The sequence below is a fragment of the Maridesulfovibrio sp. genome (assembly GCF_963676065.1).
In the GTDB taxonomy this organism is placed as follows: Bacteria; Desulfobacterota; Desulfovibrionia; order Desulfovibrionales; family Desulfovibrionaceae; genus Maridesulfovibrio.
This window is the reverse complement of record NZ_OY780933.1, coordinates 621,979-639,428: the sequence shown is the minus strand read 5'-3', so window position 1 is coordinate 639,428 and position 17,450 is coordinate 621,979. Positions and strand designations below refer to the sequence as shown.

Annotated in this window: 16 protein-coding genes; 2 read left to right on the top strand and 14 right to left on the bottom strand. The window is 47.8% G+C overall.

The window, feature by feature from the left end:
• Positions 1-32: 32 nt before the first annotated feature.
• Positions 33-2,039 (bottom strand): methyl-accepting chemotaxis protein, encoded by a 2,007-nt coding sequence (locus ACKU35_RS02775; RefSeq protein ID WP_319762920.1) that lies wholly within the window; start codon positions 2,037-2,039, stop codon positions 33-35.
• Between the two features lie 258 nt (positions 2,040-2,297).
• Here ACKU35_RS02775 and ACKU35_RS02770 point away from each other — a divergent pair, with 258 nt between their 5' ends.
• Positions 2,298-2,897: a MarC family protein gene (locus ACKU35_RS02770; protein WP_319762918.1), complete on the top strand. Its 600-nt coding sequence runs from the start codon at positions 2,298-2,300 to the stop codon at positions 2,895-2,897.
• Between the two features lie 25 nt (positions 2,898-2,922).
• Complete coding sequence (locus tag ACKU35_RS02765) at positions 2,923-3,144, top strand: hypothetical protein (RefSeq protein ID WP_319762916.1); 222 nt, start codon at positions 2,923-2,925, stop codon at positions 3,142-3,144.
• A 177-nt stretch (positions 3,145-3,321) separates the two neighbouring features.
• On the opposite strand, the gene ACKU35_RS02760 is transcribed toward ACKU35_RS02765, so the two are convergent.
• The 13 genes from ACKU35_RS02760 to sat all read right to left on the bottom strand — a co-directional run bounded on the left by ACKU35_RS02760 (position 3,322) and on the right by sat (position 17,098).
• On the bottom strand, positions 3,322-3,813 hold the full coding sequence (locus ACKU35_RS02760; protein ID WP_319762914.1) for a metallophosphoesterase family protein: 492 nt from the start codon (positions 3,811-3,813) through the stop codon (positions 3,322-3,324).
• 5 nt (positions 3,814-3,818) lie between these two features.
• Positions 3,819-4,724, bottom strand: a complete 906-nt coding sequence (locus ACKU35_RS02755; protein ID WP_319762912.1) for a VacJ family lipoprotein — start codon at positions 4,722-4,724, stop codon at positions 3,819-3,821.
• Positions 4,725-4,735: 11 nt separating this feature from the next.
• Positions 4,736-5,401 (bottom strand): ABC transporter substrate-binding protein, encoded by a 666-nt coding sequence (locus ACKU35_RS02750; protein ID WP_319762910.1) that lies wholly within the window; start codon positions 5,399-5,401, stop codon positions 4,736-4,738.
• A gap of 34 nt (positions 5,402-5,435) precedes the next feature.
• Entirely contained in the window at positions 5,436-5,882 is a 447-nt protein-coding gene (mlaD, locus tag ACKU35_RS02745; protein WP_319762908.1) for an outer membrane lipid asymmetry maintenance protein MlaD, read from the bottom strand.
• Positions 5,883-5,900: 18 nt separating this feature from the next.
• Positions 5,901-6,740 carry an ATP-binding cassette domain-containing protein gene (locus ACKU35_RS02740; RefSeq protein ID WP_319762907.1) on the bottom strand — a complete coding sequence of 280 codons (840 nt, stop codon included), beginning with the start codon at positions 6,738-6,740 and terminating at the stop codon, positions 5,901-5,903.
• Between the two features lie 9 nt (positions 6,741-6,749).
• The gene (locus tag ACKU35_RS02735; RefSeq protein WP_319762906.1) at positions 6,750-7,556 is read right to left on the bottom strand and encodes an ABC transporter permease; all 807 of its coding nucleotides are present in this window, start codon (positions 7,554-7,556) and stop codon (positions 6,750-6,752) included.
• A gap of 160 nt (positions 7,557-7,716) precedes the next feature.
• Complete coding sequence (locus tag ACKU35_RS02730; protein WP_319762904.1) at positions 7,717-8,334, bottom strand: HD domain-containing protein; 618 nt, start codon at positions 8,332-8,334, stop codon at positions 7,717-7,719.
• A 36-nt stretch (positions 8,335-8,370) separates the two neighbouring features.
• A complete protein-coding gene (argJ, locus tag ACKU35_RS02725) occupies positions 8,371-9,555 on the bottom strand; it encodes a bifunctional glutamate N-acetyltransferase/amino-acid acetyltransferase ArgJ (RefSeq protein WP_319762902.1) in 1,185 nt (394 codons plus the stop codon).
• Positions 9,556-9,742: 187 nt separating this feature from the next.
• Positions 9,743-11,644, bottom strand: coding sequence for a SurA N-terminal domain-containing protein (locus ACKU35_RS02720; protein WP_319762900.1), 1,902 nt, complete (start codon positions 11,642-11,644; stop codon positions 9,743-9,745).
• Between the two features lie 99 nt (positions 11,645-11,743).
• A complete protein-coding gene (locus tag ACKU35_RS02715) occupies positions 11,744-13,660 on the bottom strand; it encodes an aconitate hydratase (protein ID WP_319762898.1) in 1,917 nt (638 codons plus the stop codon).
• A gap of 120 nt (positions 13,661-13,780) precedes the next feature.
• Positions 13,781-14,035, bottom strand: a complete 255-nt coding sequence (locus ACKU35_RS02710; RefSeq protein WP_319762896.1) for a hypothetical protein — start codon at positions 14,033-14,035, stop codon at positions 13,781-13,783.
• The gene (locus ACKU35_RS02705) at positions 13,998-15,638 is read right to left on the bottom strand and encodes a chorismate mutase (RefSeq protein WP_319762894.1); all 1,641 of its coding nucleotides are present in this window, start codon (positions 15,636-15,638) and stop codon (positions 13,998-14,000) included. Before ACKU35_RS02705 ends, ACKU35_RS02710 begins: the two co-directional genes overlap by 38 nt.
• A 179-nt stretch (positions 15,639-15,817) precedes the next feature.
• Positions 15,818-17,098: a sulfate adenylyltransferase gene (sat, locus tag ACKU35_RS02700; protein WP_319762892.1), complete on the bottom strand. Its 1,281-nt coding sequence runs from the start codon at positions 17,096-17,098 to the stop codon at positions 15,818-15,820.
• Between the last annotated feature and the right edge of the window lie 352 nt (positions 17,099-17,450).

Sequence of the window (17,450 nt, the reverse complement as noted above, 5' to 3'; positions counted from 1 at the left end):
TTGGCTCTATGTGTTTAGAGAAGTGTATAAAATTAAAACTTTTCAAAATCACTGTCTGCGGTATCCATATCCATTTCCAGCGCCAGCCCTACCTCTGACTGATCCTGCTGCACGTGTGAGGATACGGGCGGCAGGGCACGGGGAGCGGTGTTGTTGCTATCGACCCGGAAGAATCCCATGGTCTGCTGCAGCTCTTCAGCCTGACTTGAAAGCTCTTCAGAAGTGGAAGCCATTTCCTCGGAAGCGGAAGCATTCTGCTGGGTGACCTGATCAAGCTGCTGAACAGCCTTGTTGATCTGCTCTGCGCCACTTAGCTGTTCACTGCTGCCTGCGGATATCTCCTGCACCAGTTCGGCTGTACGCTTGATTCCCGGTACCAACTGGTTCAACATATCGCCGGCCTTTTCCGCAACGTCAACGGTGCTTGTGGAAAGGTCACCGATTTCTCGGGCTGCTTCACCGCTGCGCTCAGCCAGTTTCCTCACTTCCGCGGCAACGACAGCAAAGCCCTTGCCGTGTTCACCCGCCCGAGCGGCTTCAATGGCTGCATTGAGGGCCAGCAGGTTGGTCTGGCGGGCAATTTCTTCAATGATGGAGATTTTTTCCGCAATATTTTTCATGGCCTCTACTGCGTGAGTTACCGCGCCTCCACTCTCCTCAGCCTGTTTCGCAGACTGCACGGCTATGCCTTCTGTCTGCTGGGCATTTTCAGCATTTTGTCGGATATTGGCTGTCATCTGCTCCATTGATGAGGATACCTCTTCCACATTTGCGGCCTGTTCTGTGGAGGCTTGTGAAAGGGACTCGGCTGTGGCGGAAAGTTCTTCACTGCCGGAAGCGACGTTTGAAGTGGCGCTACCGACTTCTGCCACTACTCCGGACAGGCGGTTGACCATATTGTTCAAGGCTGCGGCAAGGATGCCCACTTCGTCTTTCTGGTTAACATCCAGGGTACGGGTGAAATCTCCATTGGCCATGCGCTGGGCAAAGTCTACGCCCATCTGAATGGGGCCGGTGATTGCTTTGGTCAGAATTATTGCAGTTAGCAAACCGAGAATAAGCGTAATGAACGCGCCGATGAAAAGAAGTTTCGTGGAAGATTCTATCTGGGCCAGCATCTTTGTTTTTTGATCCGAGCGTGCAGCACGGCACTGCGCATCTGCTCTACGCGCAGCTTCGACCATGTTTTTTTCAGATTCAACCTGCTGTGCCATGATCTCAGTATAAGTCAGAAAATTGGTGTAATAGCTGGTTATATTATTAAAAACATCCTTAACCTTAGCAATATTAGCCGGAGCTTTAAATCTTTTTTCGAGATTCTTAATGAGTTCACTAATGCGGCTAATATCGCTTCTGACTAATTCCAGATATTTGGGATCGGATGAAATAATGTATTCTTTTTCGTTCTTACGGGCTGTTATGAACCATTTGATGGCCCGGTTGGCGTCATCGGCCTTGGTCAATTTGTCATTGATTTCCCGTTGCCCTGCGTTGTAGAGATTTCCTATGTTGTGGAATTCTGACCTGTTAATGCCGGCTGTAATTTTTGTTTCTGTTCCGATGAGAATGGCTTCCAGCTGTTTTTTCTGGTCCGAACGTACTTTTTCAAGTTCGGAAAGGGTTGTTCGGGCATCGGAACGCATCAGATCCATGGTTTTGGTCCTCTTCTGGACCAGTTTTGTATAATTATCAAAAGCGTTTTTATAATTATCCAAAGCCAAGGTCAGTTCGGTCATCTGATCCTTATTGATCTTTTGTGAAAATTTCGCGTTTGTGGCTTTTACCTGCGATTTAAGTGTTTCAATCAGCTTAGCGTGCTGTTTAAGGTAGTCTTTATCAGCGCGAAGCATGTAATTTTTTTCACTCATGCGTGTTTCAAGAATGAGACGTACCATGCGGTTCACGTCATCGGCTTTATCAACCCTGTTTTCGATCCCTCCCATACCGTCATAGCCGACATAAGCCATGGCAACACTCAAGACGATTAAGAGAGAGAAGCTTAGCCCCAGCTTCATTGCCAGTTTCATATTTTTAAACATAAGAGTCTCCTAATAAACCTGTTCTTTTGTTATGTTGCATATAAAAGTGCTATTTATATAACATATGCCGGGTATAGACAGGAAGTAAAATACTAAGAAAATACACCCTAAGATTCATATTTCTTGTTATGGATTGAAAAATGAGGGTAAATTTGTATTGATAGAATAATTTATGAGGTGTAGAGAGCGGCATCAATTTTTGAATAAGGCACTTAAACCGAATCTTAACCCATAATAAAAATTAAGTGAGTGAAAACCATGCTCGCAACGTTTCTTCAAACGTATTTGAAACTGTTTTTTGTTCTGACCCCGTTTTTCGCCATCTCGGCATTCCTCTCCCTGACTCAGGATATGGCACCTATCGAACGGAAGAAAACCGCGGTGAAAGTTACTGTCGCGGTCATTATCAGTTCTGTGATTTTGTATCTTTACGGCAGATATATTTTCGAGTTGTTCGGAATTACTCTCGATGCTTTCAGGATAGGAGCCGGCGCGGTTCTGTTTCTTTCAGCTCTTAATATGGTGAACGGCGGGGGCAAAAAATTTGATGCAGGAAATGACGATGATGATATTGCGGTAGTGCCTTTGGCCATTCCCATTGTCGTTGGTCCGGGAACCATCGGTGCCCTGCTGGTCATGGGATCATCCGTTCAGGGATACAAAGATATGGTCCTGGCCTGCGCCGCGCTTGTTACCGCTGTATTAACAGTAGGAATTCTGTTATTTATATCCTCAAGCCTCAAACGTCTCTTGGGAAGACGCGGTTTAAATATCATGAGCCGTTTGACCGGACTGTTTGTCGCGTCCATTGCCGCCCAGATCTTTTTTACCGGGGTGCGCAATTTCATGCTGAACTAGTTGTTACGCTAAGGAGGATTCGCATATGGCTGGTACGAAAAAATTATCTGATCGATTTCTCGTTGCACTTTTTAGAAGGGGGAAGGCTGAATACCTGCCACCATCTTATCTTGAAGCTGAAGGAGGAAAGGTGCTAGCGCCGGGCGAAAGTGCTAAGCTCCTGACTTTTCTGACTGAGATGGTAGGTAATGGGATTCTTGCAGAAAAGGACGGGGAGTATAAGCTCCTGAAAGATCCTTTTGTTTAGGCATTTCAGTTTACCGCTGGAAAATATTACCGGACTGGGCATCGTATGATGGCGGCAACCGGTCCTGAGAAAAAAAACGGCCGTAATACCAATGAGGTGTTACGGCCGTTTCTTTGTTTTACGAAAATTTGTCCAGTTTGAAATGTCTATGGATAGGCGAGGGAGGGCGGACAGCTTTTAATCCACAGGCACAAAGGAGCATTCCATGTTTTGCTCGTCGTCCACTTCAACAATTGCCACAGATGGCGGAAGATCGTCGCGCGGCGATGTCAGACTGCCGGGATTAAGCATCTGCACTCCGTTTACAATTGACCAGTCTTGGATGTGGGTATGGCCATAACAGACCAGATCAAAATCCGGTCCGAAAGAATTTGCCACGTTTATCGCAACCTGTGATCGTGACCCCCACCCGTGAGCGATTCCAATGCGTATGCCTTTGAAGTTAACAGACTCCAGAGGAGTTAGATAATCGGAAAGCGCCCATTCGTCGCAATTGCCCAGAGCGGCATGGAAATTGTGATGCTGGCAGAAAAACTGCCACATTGAAAAGCTGACCATATCACCGCAGTGCAGGAGCATGTCAGCGTTTGCGAGATATTTATCAAAAACCTCCGTGAGTCTTTTGTTAGGCTCACGGAGGTGGGTGTCAGATATTACTGCAATTCTCACGGGATTTAATTCTGCGGCGTCGCATCCGGGTCAGTGGTCATTTTAGGTTCGGGCTTTTGGGGATCAATCTTCGCGTCATGAACCTGCTTGGCCCTGAAGCTCAGGTAAGCGTCCCTGAGTGCAAGGTAAGGATCAATTGAGCCTTCCTTGAGCGATTCATATTCACCGATGTGGAATGAAAGTTTGTTGATCTGGTTGTATGCTCCTGCTGAGGCGGAGTAGTACCAGGGAATGCCGAACCACCAGAAGGGGTTCAGCACAAAAGTATCAATCCCGAACCCTGCGGCATCACGCACGGTGGAGGGCCCAAGGAGAGGAAGTACAAAGTACGGCCCGTTGGGGATTCCCCACACTCCGAAAGTCTGGCCCATGTCTTCATCACCGAGGTAAAGAGGCATGGTTGATTGGGCCTCGCCGACCACGTTTCCGAGTCCGCCGAGTCCAAATATGGAGTTGGCTACGAATTTTGAAGTCTCCGCTCCGGCGGTATAGAATTTACCCTGCAGCACGCAACTGGCAAAGCGCACAGGGTAAAGCATATTTTGGAAAAAGTTGTTGGTCCATGTGCGCGGTCTGAGAGGCACCAGCCACTTATATCCTTTAGCGACGGGCTTCATGACATTGAAGTACATGTAGTCGTTGAATTTGAACATGGCACGGTTGTAACCCTGCCATGGATCAGAAGCATCGGCTTCTTCGTTCGTTTTGGAATCGCCCCACATATCCTCGCTGAATTCCTCGTCAGCGTATTCTTCGGGATTGTTTTTGACAGTACCTATAACACCGGAGCCGACCTGCGCGACCATCGCCTGCTCACTGTTTTCCGCTGATCTGACCTTGGAAGGAAAGGTCAGCAGAATAACTGCCAGTACCAGAAAGGCGAGGATGGTAGTTGAGTAGTTCCTAATCATGGTTATTCCCGTTATTTTTGGCCGTCTTCGGTCGCGGCTTTGGGGGTGTTAAGCTCTTTGCATTTTTTCTCAAGACGGTCAAAGAGGTCTTTTTTACTTTTATCGAAAGTCTTGTCATTGGTAGTGTCAAGAATACCGTTAAACTGAGTCCGGTAGTTCTTAACAAGGCTTACGCCCTCAATTTTAACATCATAAACATTCCATTCACCGTTTTTGAGCTTCATGCGGTAAAAAACCGGGATGTCCTGCTTATCGGTAAGTAAGCGTGTCTCAACTTGAGCGTATTTTCCCTTAATAATACTCTCTTTGTCAAATGCGACTTTCTCACCGGAATAATCTTCGATCCTGGCAAGATAGGTCTGTTCCAGAAGTTTGGTGAAAAGAGATATAAAACGTGTTTTTTCTTCAGGAGAAAATTGGAGCCAAGCCCGTCCCACGGAACGTTTGGAGAGCTCTTCAAAATCGAAAAAGTCTTTTATGGTTTCGCGTATTTGGGCGATTTGTTCATTTCGCTTGTCCGGGTGTCCTTTGTACTGAGGATTGTTAAGGATTTCGATAACACCCTGAATGCCTGCCCGCAGACGAATCATGGGAGAATTTTCGGCTGCTGCGAAGCATGTCCCGGTGAAGCTGCAAAGAAGCAGAAAGACGATGAATATTGATAATGTTCTTTTCATATTGAGAACCGATTATTTATAAATTAAATTGTTTTTAAACCTTGCCAAAAACATAGTTACTGATCAAGTCTTCAATATCAATTGCTGACTCGGTTTCAATTATCGCTCCGCCCGGTTCGATGGGGTCACCCACTCCGCCGGGGGTTATTTTAATATATTTATCCCCGATAAGACCACTGGTTTTTACCGATGCGATTGCGTCATCGGTAAGCTGAATGCGATTTTCAATACTGAAGGTAAGCACTGCTTTTTGCTTTTCCAGATTAAGGTCGATGTTACTCACATATCCGATGGGAACCCCCATCATTTCCACTGGGGAATTGACCCGCAGGCCTGTGATATCGTTGAAGCTGGCAGTTACTTTATAGTGGTCATCGGCAAACATGCGCACGTCGCCAAGCTTGACGCTCATATAAACGATAAAGAGCAGACCGAGTAAGACGAAAATTCCGACCGCTGTTTCTTTGGGATATTTTTTCATGCCGAGGTCCATATGCATTTAATTGCTGTTCAAATCGCCAATGTATTTGGCACAATTCATTTTCATTACCGCAGGATCGAGCGGGGCCATGGTCAAACGGGGATTTTCCCGTTTCTCGCCTTCACGATCCAGAAATTGCCTTAGATAAGGATCATCAGTAGCCAGTAGATCCTTTTTTTGTCCTTTAAAGAGAGTGCTTCCCTCTCCTAGAACCACAACGTAGTCAGCTATGGTTTCCATGCTGGCCAGATCATGGCTGACCACGACGATGGTCATGTCGAACCGATCTTTAAGTTCCAGCAGCAGTTCATCCAATTCCGCAGAATTGATAGGATCAAGGCCGGAAGTAGGCTCGTCGCAAAAAAGAATGTCCGGGTCCATAACCATGGCCCGAGCCAGTCCTGCCCTTTTGCGCATACCACCTGAAAGCTCATTCGGAAAGTAATCCATGTAATCTTCCAGACCGACCAGTTTGAGCTTTGCCTTAACTACTTCGTGTATTTCCGACTGCTTGAGACGTGTATGTTCCCGCAAAGGCAGGGCTACGTTATCAAACAGGTTTAAGGCGCCCAGCAGGGCCCCGTCCTGAAAAAGCACTCCTATGCGCTGCTTCAGGCAGCGGAAGGCTTTACGTTTAAGCTCGTAAATATTGTGTCTTCCGAGAAAGACGGCTCCACCCATAGGTTCGTTCAGCTTAAGAATATTTTTAAGCAGGGTAGACTTCCCGCACCCGGAACGCCCGAGGATAACTGAAATACCACCGCCGGGAAGGGTAGCGTTGATATCTGAAACCACCGGTGATCCGTCATAGCCGATGGTCAGGTCTTTGATTTTAATATCCGGTGCCTTTGTATTCATCCGGTCCCTCTAGAAGAGCAGAGAAGTCATGACATAGTCGGCCATTAAGACCAGCACACAGGACATAACTACTGCGGTTGTCGTTGCCTGGCTAACGCCTTCGGGACCTTTGCCGTCTTTACGGTGGTGAGTAAAATACCCCTGAAAACAGCACACCGTGCAGACCAGTACAGCAAATACGATGGATTTACTGAAGCCTGCTGAAATATCTTCCCAGCCAAGAGAGGTTTGCACTCGGTGCCAGTACACCCCGGAGTTTCCTCCGAGCAGGGCAACCCCGGTCAGGTAACCGCCTGCGATACCGATCAGGTCGAAAAAAGCGGTCAGGATGGGAAAGGAGATGATCGAGGCCAGAAGTTTAGGACTTACCAGATAGTTCATGGGGTTTATATCCATGAGTTCCAGAGCGTCTATCTGCTCAGAGATACGCATGACCCCGATTTCCGCAGTCATGGAAGAGCCTGCTCGTCCGGTAAGCATAATCGCAGTGAGCACAGGTCCTAATTCCCGGACCAGTGAAAGGGCCACCGCAGCACCTAAAAAGCCTTCTGATCCGAATTTTGCCAGCGCGTAATAGGTTTGCAGAGCTATTACCATGCCGGTAAAAAGTCCGATCAAGGATATAACGGTTATGGACTTGACTCCGATGAAGTAAAGTTCCTTGACCGTTTTAGTTATGATGCCCAGTGAACTGAATATATGAGCAACGGCATCCAGCAGGAAAATGAACATGGCCCCGGTTTCGGCGAGGAGATTCATGCAGCAATTACCCAGCATGCTGAACGGCATGAGTATTTTATTTTCAGTTTGAGGCATTGTTTATTGATTCTGTTCTTTTAATGTGTATGCGTTAATCTTGTTGAAGATCTGCCTAAACCGCTCAACTAGCATAGTGATCAGGAAAATAAAAGGGGTAAAAGTTAGCAGCGGCAGCATTTAAGCATGAGATCGGGACAATGTCTTAAATTCTTTATAGTCAGTCTTCTTCGTCCAGACTTTTTTTATTTTCCCACCAGCTGGGCGGAGGCCCAAGAAACCACCAGTCTGTATGGTCAGTTTCAGCAATTTTATCGGCGAGTTGCTGCCCTTCTTCTGTGCGCAGTCTCTTTAAAGCCGATTCCAGCCATTTGGCAGCATAAGGATTCCCCATATCCTTTTCTTCCTTGAGATTGAGAATAAAATCGAGCTGGTCGGCATCATGAGCCAGTTTTGACTCGAGAGTATCGCCTTCTTCCAGTTCTTCCCAGTGGGGAAAGATTTTATCTTCCAGCCCGGTCCCGCTCAAGGTATGGCGTAATGACTGATTCCGGTCACTTTTGTTGTAGATGCTGTTTACGTAATTGAAGTCGCCGGTGCGCGCTTCATGCAGATCATGGAACAGGCACATAAAAACTGTGCGGGCCATATCAGCCCCGGCCATATCGGCCAGTACGTAGCCTAGAACCGATACCCGGTGAGAGTGGTCAGCGACGGATTCGGAGCCACTGCCCAGAAACTGATAACCGGTACGCGGGGTTTTACGCAGCATGCCTACTTCAAAAAGAAAATCGGCAAGTCTGGTCATCTTATCGCGGTTTGCGAGTTGTTTCATCATATAAATGTCTGGTTCAAACCTAATGTTATGGAGAATTTATGATCTATAATCCGCATTGATATTGATGTACTCGCGGGTAAGATCCGAAGCCTGCAACAGGGATGATCCTTCACCGTCACCAAGAGTTATGTTCACCTCAACATCCTGTTTGCGCATTAACGGTTCCAGCAGCGCATCCATATCGCCTTCCACCGGTTTGCCATTTTCAAAAACCACTATTTTTCCGAAACTTAAAGTCAGCTTTTCAGGATCGAAATCCGCTCCACTTCGTCCAGCTGCGGCGACGATCCGGCCCCAGTTCGGGTCTTCACCGAATAGGGCGGTTTTAACCAGAGGTGAATTACCTACAGCCCGGATCATGAGTTCAGCATCCTTGTCGGAAGCTGCACCTGTAACTTTTATGTGCATTACCTTGGTGCCACCTTCGGCATCCTGCACAATCATGTATGAAAGCTGCTGGCAGATATCAAGAAGCAGGTCTTCTAAAGATTTCTTGGTTGCATCGTCGTCTGCCTTTACTCCGGAAGCTCCGTTGGCAAAAGCCATAACCGTATCATTGGTGCTGGTATCTCCGTCCACAGTGATGCAGTTGAAGCTCTTATTAATGCAGCGGCGTAAGGCATCCTGCCACCAAATGGGATCGACCTCGGCATCGCAGGTGACGAATCCGAGCATTGTAGCCATATCAGGGGAGATCATGCCCGCTCCTTTGCACATCCCGAGCATGCGGACCGACTGACCGTTACATTCAATTTCGCCCCAAGCCAGTTTAGGGAATTTGTCTGTGGTCATAATGGCTTTTGCGGCTTTGACGGGATCATTTTCAGTCAGAGCTTTTTTGAATTTAGGGGCGACTTCGCGCCATCTGTCCATATTAAAGCGTGGACCGATAACACCTGTAGAGGCGGGAAGAAGGTCCCGTTCACTGATGCTGAGATACTTGGCTGCTAGAATAAGGCTTTCCTTGCAGTCCTCAATTCCTTCAGCTCCAGTGCAGGCATTGGCCAGTCCTGCATTGATCATGGCTCCGCGAACAAGGTGCGATTCAGCCAGGATTTCTTTGCCCACTGTAACCGGGGCGGCTTGAAATTTATTTTTTGTGAAAACGGCAGCCGCAACAGCAGGAACATCGCTGAGAATTAAGGCTAAATCGTCACGGCCACTGTATTTGAATCCGCCTTCAAGGGCTGTGAATTTGTATCCTTTAGGAGTTTTAAGCATGGTTGGTCATCCTTGAAAATTGTTACCCGTATAATGATGGGCATTAATGAAAAAACAGTTACTCTCTAGAAATAGACTGTGCAAGATAAAAGATATGATTGAAAACAACAGTTGGTGAAATTTATTTAAAAAAAACGGGTCTGTTCACAAAGAACAGACCCGTTAATAATCTTAATGTGTGTCCGTATTAATTCAGGATATCTTTGCGAACGTACTCGATCTGTGCTTTGGATCGCAGGCTGGTGAGGAAGGCGTTGAATACTTCATTACCGCGCTGTTGATAAATAGCATCTATAAATCTGTCTTTCTGTGCTTTCCATGCATCATCCTTGGGCGGAATACGCTCGTCTAAACGGGCTACGATAAATCCGCCGGGCAGTTCAAATACGTCAGACAGCCACTGATCTTTTTTCGCTACAAAAGCAGCCTGAGCCAGCTTCGGATTCATTCCCAGATTGGGTACAAAGCCGTTACGGCCGAATGGCTCAGAAGTTTTAAGGTCTTTTTTGATAGTTTTCAGGGTGCCGGCGACAGTCTTTTCGTTTGTCAGCTGGCTCATAATGACCATGGCTTTGGCTTTAGCCGCCTGCATAGCCCGCTGCTGTGAAAGGAAGCTCTCGATATCCTGCTTCTGGTCTTTGAGCGGACTCAAGGACGGCGGAATATCTTTTTCTTTCTCCACAAGAATGTAACCGCCGTCGACAGCAACAGGCATATCGGTTGAAGTACCTGATGCCAGACTGATAATGGTCTGGGCTGCACTTTCTGTCATGCCGAATGCCTGAGCAAGATTTTTAACAGTGGCTTTTTGGCTTTCTTGAACAGCGATACCCAGATCTTCGGATATCTTGTCCAGCTTCATACCGGAAGCAAGCATGTCAATTGCATGATCGAGCTTGTCGGTGATGGAATCGGCAGCTTTTTCTTCAGCGATAATGTTGCTGATATCATCTTTAACCTGATCTAATTCTTTCTGACCTGCTTCATGCACATCTTCAACTTTGATTAAGTGCCAGCCGAAGCGGGTGCGGACAGGTTCGCTGATTTCGCCTTTTTTGAGCGCGAAAGCAGCTTCTTCAAAAGGCTTGACCATAGATCCGCGACTGAACCAGCCCAGTTCTCCGCCTTTAGTGCTGCTGGGACCTTCGGAATATTTCTTAGCAAGTTTGGCGAAATCCTGACCGGATTTAGCTTTGGCCAAAATCTTTTTGATTTTCTTTTCAGCCGCAGCAACATCTTTTTCCGATGCGTCTTTATCTACTGCGATCAGTATGTGACGGGCATTGACTTCGCTTTCCTGCTGAAAATCGTTTTTGTTAGCATCATAGTAAGCTTTAATTTCTTCAGGGCTTACAGTCTCGTTGATGGCAAGGGCTTCAGGTGTGAAGGAAAGGTATTTGATCACAGAACGTGCAGGGATAGTGAATTTATCAGGATTGGCCTTATAAAAATCCTCTATTTCCTTCTCGCTGATCTTAGTATTCTTGATGAAATCAGCACCTGAAATATAGTAGTAGTCAATTTGGACTTTTTCAGATGCGGTATCGAAAAGTTTGCGAGCCTCAGTTTCTGAAGGCTTAACCGGCAGGGTTATGTATTCCTGCAGTTTGCGGATAAGCGCACTGTTGCGAATATCATCTTCAAAAGTGGCTGCGGACATGTGCCTGCTCTGCAGGAATGCCTGATAGCGGTCCATGTCGAATTTACCGTTATCGTCATTAAAGCCTGGAATTTGTCTGATGCTGTATGACAGCTCGTTGTTGGAAACGGAGATACCGAGCTTCCTGGCTGCTGCATCAAGAAGTTTCTGGCTGACCATCTGGTCGAACACTGCTTTTTTGAACTCAGGAGACTGAAATTGTTCTGAATCCATATTGGGATTCTGGGCCCGCATAGCTTCGGCTGTTTCGCGGTAAACCTGCATGAATTCCTGAGTGGGAACCGGCTGATCATTAACATAGGCGATTACCGGGTCGGTGTTGCCGTTGAATCCGCCAGCGCCGAAGGCAAAAATAAAAACTGCGATAATGATACCGAACGCTATTTTGATGCCCCAGCTTTGGGCACTTTGGCGCAGAATGTCCATCATGGCTTCTTCAATCTCCGTTTGCAGCAGGGCTGCTTTCTAATGTTTATTCTATTAAACAGGCAGGAAGGTCGCTTACACGGCCTTCCTGCCATAACTCACTTACAATTGTTTGCCGACGTAGTTCAGCAGTCCACCGGCTTTAATAATATCCAGTTCTTTCGTTGAAAGATCGTTTTTGACCTTGATTTCGATGCCGTCAGCAGTGACCACGGTTTCGCCGCCCGGGGTTATGCTGGTGGTATCGATGGTCAATTTACTACCTTCAGATAGTTTGTCGTAATCACTCTTTTCAGAGAGTACAAGGGGTAGAATACCAAAATTGATAAGATTTGCCCTGTGAATACGAGCAAGAGATTTGGTAATAACTGCTACAACCCCTAGATGACGGGGGCCGAGGGCTGCATGCTCGCGACTGGAACCCTGACCGTAGTTTTCTCCGCCAAGAATGATTCCGCTCTCGGCGGCCTTCATGCGACCGACAAATCCTTCATCAACGCGGCTGAAGATATACTCACTGATGGCCGGGATGTTAGAGCGTAGAGCAGTAATCTGGGCTCCTGCGGGCAGAATGTGGTCGGTGGTAATGTCATCTTCGACTTTCAGACGGATTTCCGAGGAAATCTGATCCGGAAGGGCGGAGAAGGTTTCAAGGGGAACAATATTCGGTCCGCGCACGATTTCAACTTCAGCACCGTTTTCAGGCGGGAAGATGAACAGGTGGCGGATGGAAGGAACTTCATCCGGGAAATCGATTTTGGCCGGAGGAGTACCCCATGTTGCGGGATCGGTAAATTCACCGGCAAGAGCAAGCTTGGCAGCAGTCTGCGGACTTGCGAGGTATACCTGCGCATCCTGAGTTCCGCTGCGGCCTTCAAAGTTACGGTTGAAGGTACGTACGCTGACTCCTGCTGATGTCGGAGAACCGCCCATTCCGATACAGGGACCACAGGTGCATTCCAGCAGTCTGGCGCCGGAATCGAGGAAGTTGGCGATCAGCCCATCGGAAGCAAGCATTTTCAGAACCTGCTTTGAGCCGGGGGAGATCATCAGGTCCACTCCTTGCGGCAACTGCTGACCCTGCAGGATCTGCGCTGTTGTCTTCAGGTCGGAGTAAGAAGAGTTTGTGCATGAGCCGATGGCGGACTGGTTGACCTTCAGTCCGGCAAGGGACTTAACAGTAACAACCCGGTCGGGCATATGCGGCTGTGCTACCATGGGTTCAAGTTCGGAAAGGTTGATTTCGACAACTTCGGCGTATGTTGCGTCTGCGTCGGCAATCAGTTCGGACCAATCTTCTTCGCGGCCCATGGCCTTGAGGAAAGTTTTGGTGTTGTCATCACTGGGGAAGATGGAAGTGGTCGCACCCAGTTCCGCACCCATATTAGTGATAACAGCTCGTTCAGGTACGGAGAGAGTTTTTACACCTTCGCCCGCAAATTCAAAGACTTTACCTACGCCGCCTTTAACTGTCTTGATCTGCAACAGCTTAAGGATGATGTCCTTCGCGGAAGCCCAGCCTGTGAGTGCTCCGGTCAGCTCGACCTTAACTACTTGCGGCATGGGGATTGAGTAAGGCTGACCTGCCATAGCCAGGGCAACTGAAAGTCCGCCCGCACCCATGGCAAGCATGCCGAGTCCACCGGCGGTGGGGGTGTGACTGTCGGAACCGATCAGGGTTTTACCGGGTTTAGCGAAGTTCTCCAGATGCAGCTGGTGACAGATTCCGGTTCCTGCGGGAGAGAACACTACACCATGTTTGGCTGCGACGGTGCGCAGGTACTGGTGGTCATCAGGGTTGCGAAAACCCATCTGCAAGGTGTTGTGGTCGACATAGCTTACAGAAAGTTCTGTCTGCACCTTGTCAATGCCCATGGCTTCAAATTGCAGATAAGCCATCGTACCGGTGGCATCCTGAGTAAGTGTCTGATCAATTCGTAGCCCGACTTCTGTGCCCGGCTCCATTTCTCCACTTAACAGATGAGCAGATATGATCTTTTCAGTAATGTTTAAACCCATGATACCTCCGGTGTGATTGCGCTTTTTAATAAGCTGATTTGAACTAAGTGTTCTGTTGTACGTAGAATTCCCGTGAATTTCATAAAGTGCCCGCTAAAGCTGTTATGATCGACGGGGCAGTTATCCTTCCATTCCGAGGCGCATTCGGTTGATTTTTCGTTGACGTATGTCAATCTCTGCTTCCAGACGCAGTTTGTCCTGCTGAGATTCAAATATTTCTTTTGCAAAAAAGATTTCTTCAGAAGGTTTTTCACTAGCCATCAGCGTTTTAGTCCGCTGCTTGCAAAGATCCAATTCCTTCTTAAAGTTTTCAATTTCAACTTCGATTTCGGGAATACTAATCGATTTTAATTCTTCTTCTGGTTTTTGATTCATCTTTTGTCTTAACCTCAGGGGCTTTGAGTCCGTCAATTTCAGGCAGATTGTTGTAGAGAGTCCAATAACGGGGCCAGAGATCATTAATATCGCCGGGGTTGTCTATGGATATTCCGGGGCGCATCCATGCCAGAAGTCCGAGAGCGATACCGAAGAAGGGGGTCGGTGCGGACCATGCTTCATCCCACTTGAGTCTGCCGGGAATGACAGTCAGACTGTCTTCGCCACGTTCATACCTGATGCCGAGGCGTTCGAGCAGTTCAATTCCCTGTTCAAAGAGCACTTCATCATCGATGTTGCTCAGTTTGCATTCGGAGCGCGAATTCAGCGCTAAAGCGAGTCCGATAGGGAAGAGAGCGTTTGCATTTCCGAAATCGAAAGATGCGTCAGCTGCGGCTTCACCTTTGGTCGCGGTGATGCTTTCAGCAGAAATACTAACATTAACTCCGCCGGTTCTAAGAGCTTGCAGCGCATCGTCAGCAACTGCGGATTTGGGCCAGTTTCCGTTGATGGTAACCTTCCCGTCGCTGAAAGCGGGGATGGATAACAGCGCGGCACAAAGTTCGGGCTCCAGCGCAATTTTCGGCTGCTCAGGGATGGAAATTTTCTCAGTTGCGGGGATGCGGCATTCAGTATCGCTAAGCGAAACTTTAACAGCGCATTTTTTGAGAACCGAGACCACTTCCTGCAGCAGTTCCATTCCGTGCCAGTTTTTCGGGAATTTAATTGTAAGGCCCTGAGGATATGTCCATGCTGCAAGTGCGAGGGCGGCAACAAATTCAGAAGGAATATCATTAGAAATTTCAATAGAAGAAGCCATGCGTCCGCCGCATTCAAGTCTGGCCGGCAGGCCATGACTCTGAAGATCAAGGGTGTTCAGTCGTGCACCAAGCGGAGACAGGACTTCGGCGAGAGGTCTTGAATCATATTGTTTAAGGATGGGGCCGCCGGCAATTTTGAATTTGCCGACAGTTTTCAGTCCGAAAGCAATAGTGAGGAACATAGTCATGGCGTCGTCACCGGCGAAGACTAGCTTTTCCTCAAATTCAATGCCGTCTCCTGCGCGGGATTCAACGGCATCACCGTCCCAGGAGATATGCGCGCCAGCCTGGTTGAAAGCCTTGATAAGTTCAGTCAGCTGGTCATTGACGCACAGGGGTGCCATCCTACTCTCAGCTCCGGACACCGCACTTAGGGCAATCCAGAATTTGGACTGCAGCAGAGAGCCGGGACCGTCAAAAGTGACGTTTACCGGTTTGCGGGGAGGAGAAAGAATGTAGGTGGAAAGCTTGCGGTTTTCCGGTTTGGCAACGGCTGCGTATGCTAGGTTGTTCAACTGCTCGAATACGCGACGGGCAGTTTTAATATCAAATTTTTTATTACCTGCTTCTGAGGTCCATGTTTCAAAAATTCGTCTTTCCATATCCGGGTCGCCAAGAGGCAAACCTTTTTGTTTCCGTTTGGAAGCAGCTTTACCCATGAGGTAATTTCTGCGGGATACGAGGGAAAGGAGTCGTGCGTCCAGCTCTTTGATTTCGTCGAGCAGGGACTGTCTGCGCGGTGCGGAGGCACCGTTTCTGTCAAATTTTTTATATTCGGGCATTCTTTTTGTTTCCTGAAATGTGATGTAGAGAAGTCCAATTTAATAGCGCGAATTCAAATAATGGGCAACCCTTGCTTTTGCGTATGAAAAAGACTCCCTATCTGCCCGTAAAAAAAGAAAAAAGGGGAGAGGCGTTAGCCGCCTCCCCCCTGAATAAGCAAGTAGTGGTACTACTTAAATTACATGGCGTCGCCGGAAGCAGCACCCTGCATTTTGACTTCAACTTTTTCAGTGAGGCCTTCGTAGTATTCACGGAGCTGTACGAGAACTTCGTCACGACCGAAGTGATCTACGATTTCAGCGCCTTCAGAGAGAGCTTTACGCAGTTTGGTACCGGAAAGGATTACGCGCTCTTCTTTGTTGTGGGGGCAGGTTCTCAGGGAAGCCATGCCGTCACATTTGTAGCAGTAGAAAGTCCAGTCAATTTTCATGGGTTCGCAAAGAAGTGCTTTGCCTGGTTCGGGGCAAGCTTCAGTTGCGTAAGGAATTTTGTCGAAAATTTCCTGAGCTTCGAACAGACCGTAGAAGTCACCAACACCAGCGTGGTCACGACCGATCAGCATGCGGTTAACACCGTAGTTCTGACGGAAGGTAGCGTGGAGAAGGCCTTCGCGAGGACCAGCGTAACGCATATCGAGGGGGTAACCAGCCTGGATAACGTTTTCTTTAACAAAGTAGTGCTCAACGAGAGTGTCAATAGCTTTAACACGAACGTCAGCAGGAATGTCGCCCGGTTTGAGGTTACCGATCAGGGAGTGGATCAGACAACCGTCACAAACTTCGATGGAAATTTTTGCCAGGAATTCGTGAGAGCGGTGCATGGGGTTACGCAGCTGGAGAGCAGAAACTGTGGACCAGCCTTTTTCGTCGAACATTGCACGGGTTTCTGCGGGACGCAGGTAAACGCCTTTGTACTGTTCGGGGTATTCACCTTCGGAAAGAACTTTAACGGGACCGGCGAGGTTGTACTTCTTCTGAGCCATAACCATCTGAACACCGGGGTGATCTTCAAGTGCGGTTTTCCAGAAGATATCGTCAGCAGATTCTTCGCCTTCACCTTTGAAGACCTGGTAGCATTCCCATTTCTTGTCTTCTTCGGACATTTCGTATTTTTCGGTGATCTGCATGGTAGCGTATACGGTACCATCGTTAACGAGAGCAATCTCGTCACCGACTTTGACGCTTTCGTCATCGGAATCGAGGGTAACCGGAACAGGCCAGAAAGTGCCGTCTTCCATCAGGAATTTTTCACAAACGCCTTTCCAGTCTGCTTTACCCATGAAGCCGTTCAGGGGAGAGAAACCACCACATCCCATCATGATGAGGTCACCCTTTGCGCGGGCGGAAATTTCGATCTGCTTCAGACCTTCTGCCTTTTTCTGTTCAGCAGCGAGTTCTGCTCCTTCGAGCAGGCAGCATACAAGACCTTTACCACCGTGAGGGGCTACGAGCTTAGACATGTTTACGTCTCCTTGTAGTAATTATTTTTTTCAACACCTTGGCCCTTCCGCAAGACCTCCAGATTAGAAATCCTCGGCCTCCGGGTAAACTGTGGAGGCTGCGCTTCATATAAATGAGGCGGGTCTGCGGAACGAAAATTCGTAAAAACAAATATCATGGAGTGGACTTTCAAGAAAGCCCAAAAAGCATTTTCTCCATAAAGCTTAAAAGGCGTTATGAATGGTTTGTGAAAGAAATGTCAAGGGCAAATTTGAAAAGGGGTGAAATTTTTCACTTGCTCTGTTCTAAAGAGTGAAGATTAAGGGAAATCTATTCGTAAAAATTACTTTGATTATAGTCTGTTATGAAGGA

Excerpts from the sequence above, each read along its gene's own strand:
- ACKU35_RS02775 (WP_319762920.1), bottom strand. The coding sequence starts at position 2,039 with ATGTTTAAAAATATGAAACTGGCAATGAAGCTGGGGCTAAGCTTCTCT.
- ACKU35_RS02770 (WP_319762918.1), top strand. The coding sequence starts at position 2,298 with ATGCTCGCAACGTTTCTTCAAACGTATTTGAAACTGTTTTTTGTTCTG.
- ACKU35_RS02765 (WP_319762916.1), top strand. The coding sequence starts at position 2,923 with ATGGCTGGTACGAAAAAATTATCTGATCGATTTCTCGTTGCACTTTTT.
- ACKU35_RS02755 (WP_319762912.1), bottom strand. The coding sequence starts at position 4,724 with ATGATTAGGAACTACTCAACTACCATCCTCGCCTTTCTGGTACTGGCA.
- ACKU35_RS02750 (WP_319762910.1), bottom strand. The coding sequence starts at position 5,401 with ATGAAAAGAACATTATCAATATTCATCGTCTTTCTGCTTCTTTGCAGC.
- mlaD (WP_319762908.1), bottom strand. The coding sequence starts at position 5,882 with ATGAAAAAATATCCCAAAGAAACAGCGGTCGGAATTTTCGTCTTACTC.
- ACKU35_RS02740 (WP_319762907.1), bottom strand. The coding sequence starts at position 6,740 with ATGAATACAAAGGCACCGGATATTAAAATCAAAGACCTGACCATCGGC.
- ACKU35_RS02735 (WP_319762906.1), bottom strand. The coding sequence starts at position 7,556 with ATGCCTCAAACTGAAAATAAAATACTCATGCCGTTCAGCATGCTGGGT.
- ACKU35_RS02730 (WP_319762904.1), bottom strand. The coding sequence starts at position 8,334 with ATGATGAAACAACTCGCAAACCGCGATAAGATGACCAGACTTGCCGAT.
- argJ (WP_319762902.1), bottom strand. The coding sequence starts at position 9,555 with ATGCTTAAAACTCCTAAAGGATACAAATTCACAGCCCTTGAAGGCGGA.
- ACKU35_RS02720 (WP_319762900.1), bottom strand. The coding sequence starts at position 11,644 with ATGATGGACATTCTGCGCCAAAGTGCCCAAAGCTGGGGCATCAAAATA.
- ACKU35_RS02715 (WP_319762898.1), bottom strand. The coding sequence starts at position 13,660 with ATGGGTTTAAACATTACTGAAAAGATCATATCTGCTCATCTGTTAAGT.
- ACKU35_RS02710 (WP_319762896.1), bottom strand. The coding sequence starts at position 14,035 with ATGAATCAAAAACCAGAAGAAGAATTAAAATCGATTAGTATTCCCGAA.
- ACKU35_RS02705 (WP_319762894.1), bottom strand. The coding sequence starts at position 15,638 with ATGCCCGAATATAAAAAATTTGACAGAAACGGTGCCTCCGCACCGCGC.
- sat (WP_319762892.1), bottom strand. The coding sequence starts at position 17,098 with ATGTCTAAGCTCGTAGCCCCTCACGGTGGTAAAGGTCTTGTATGCTGC.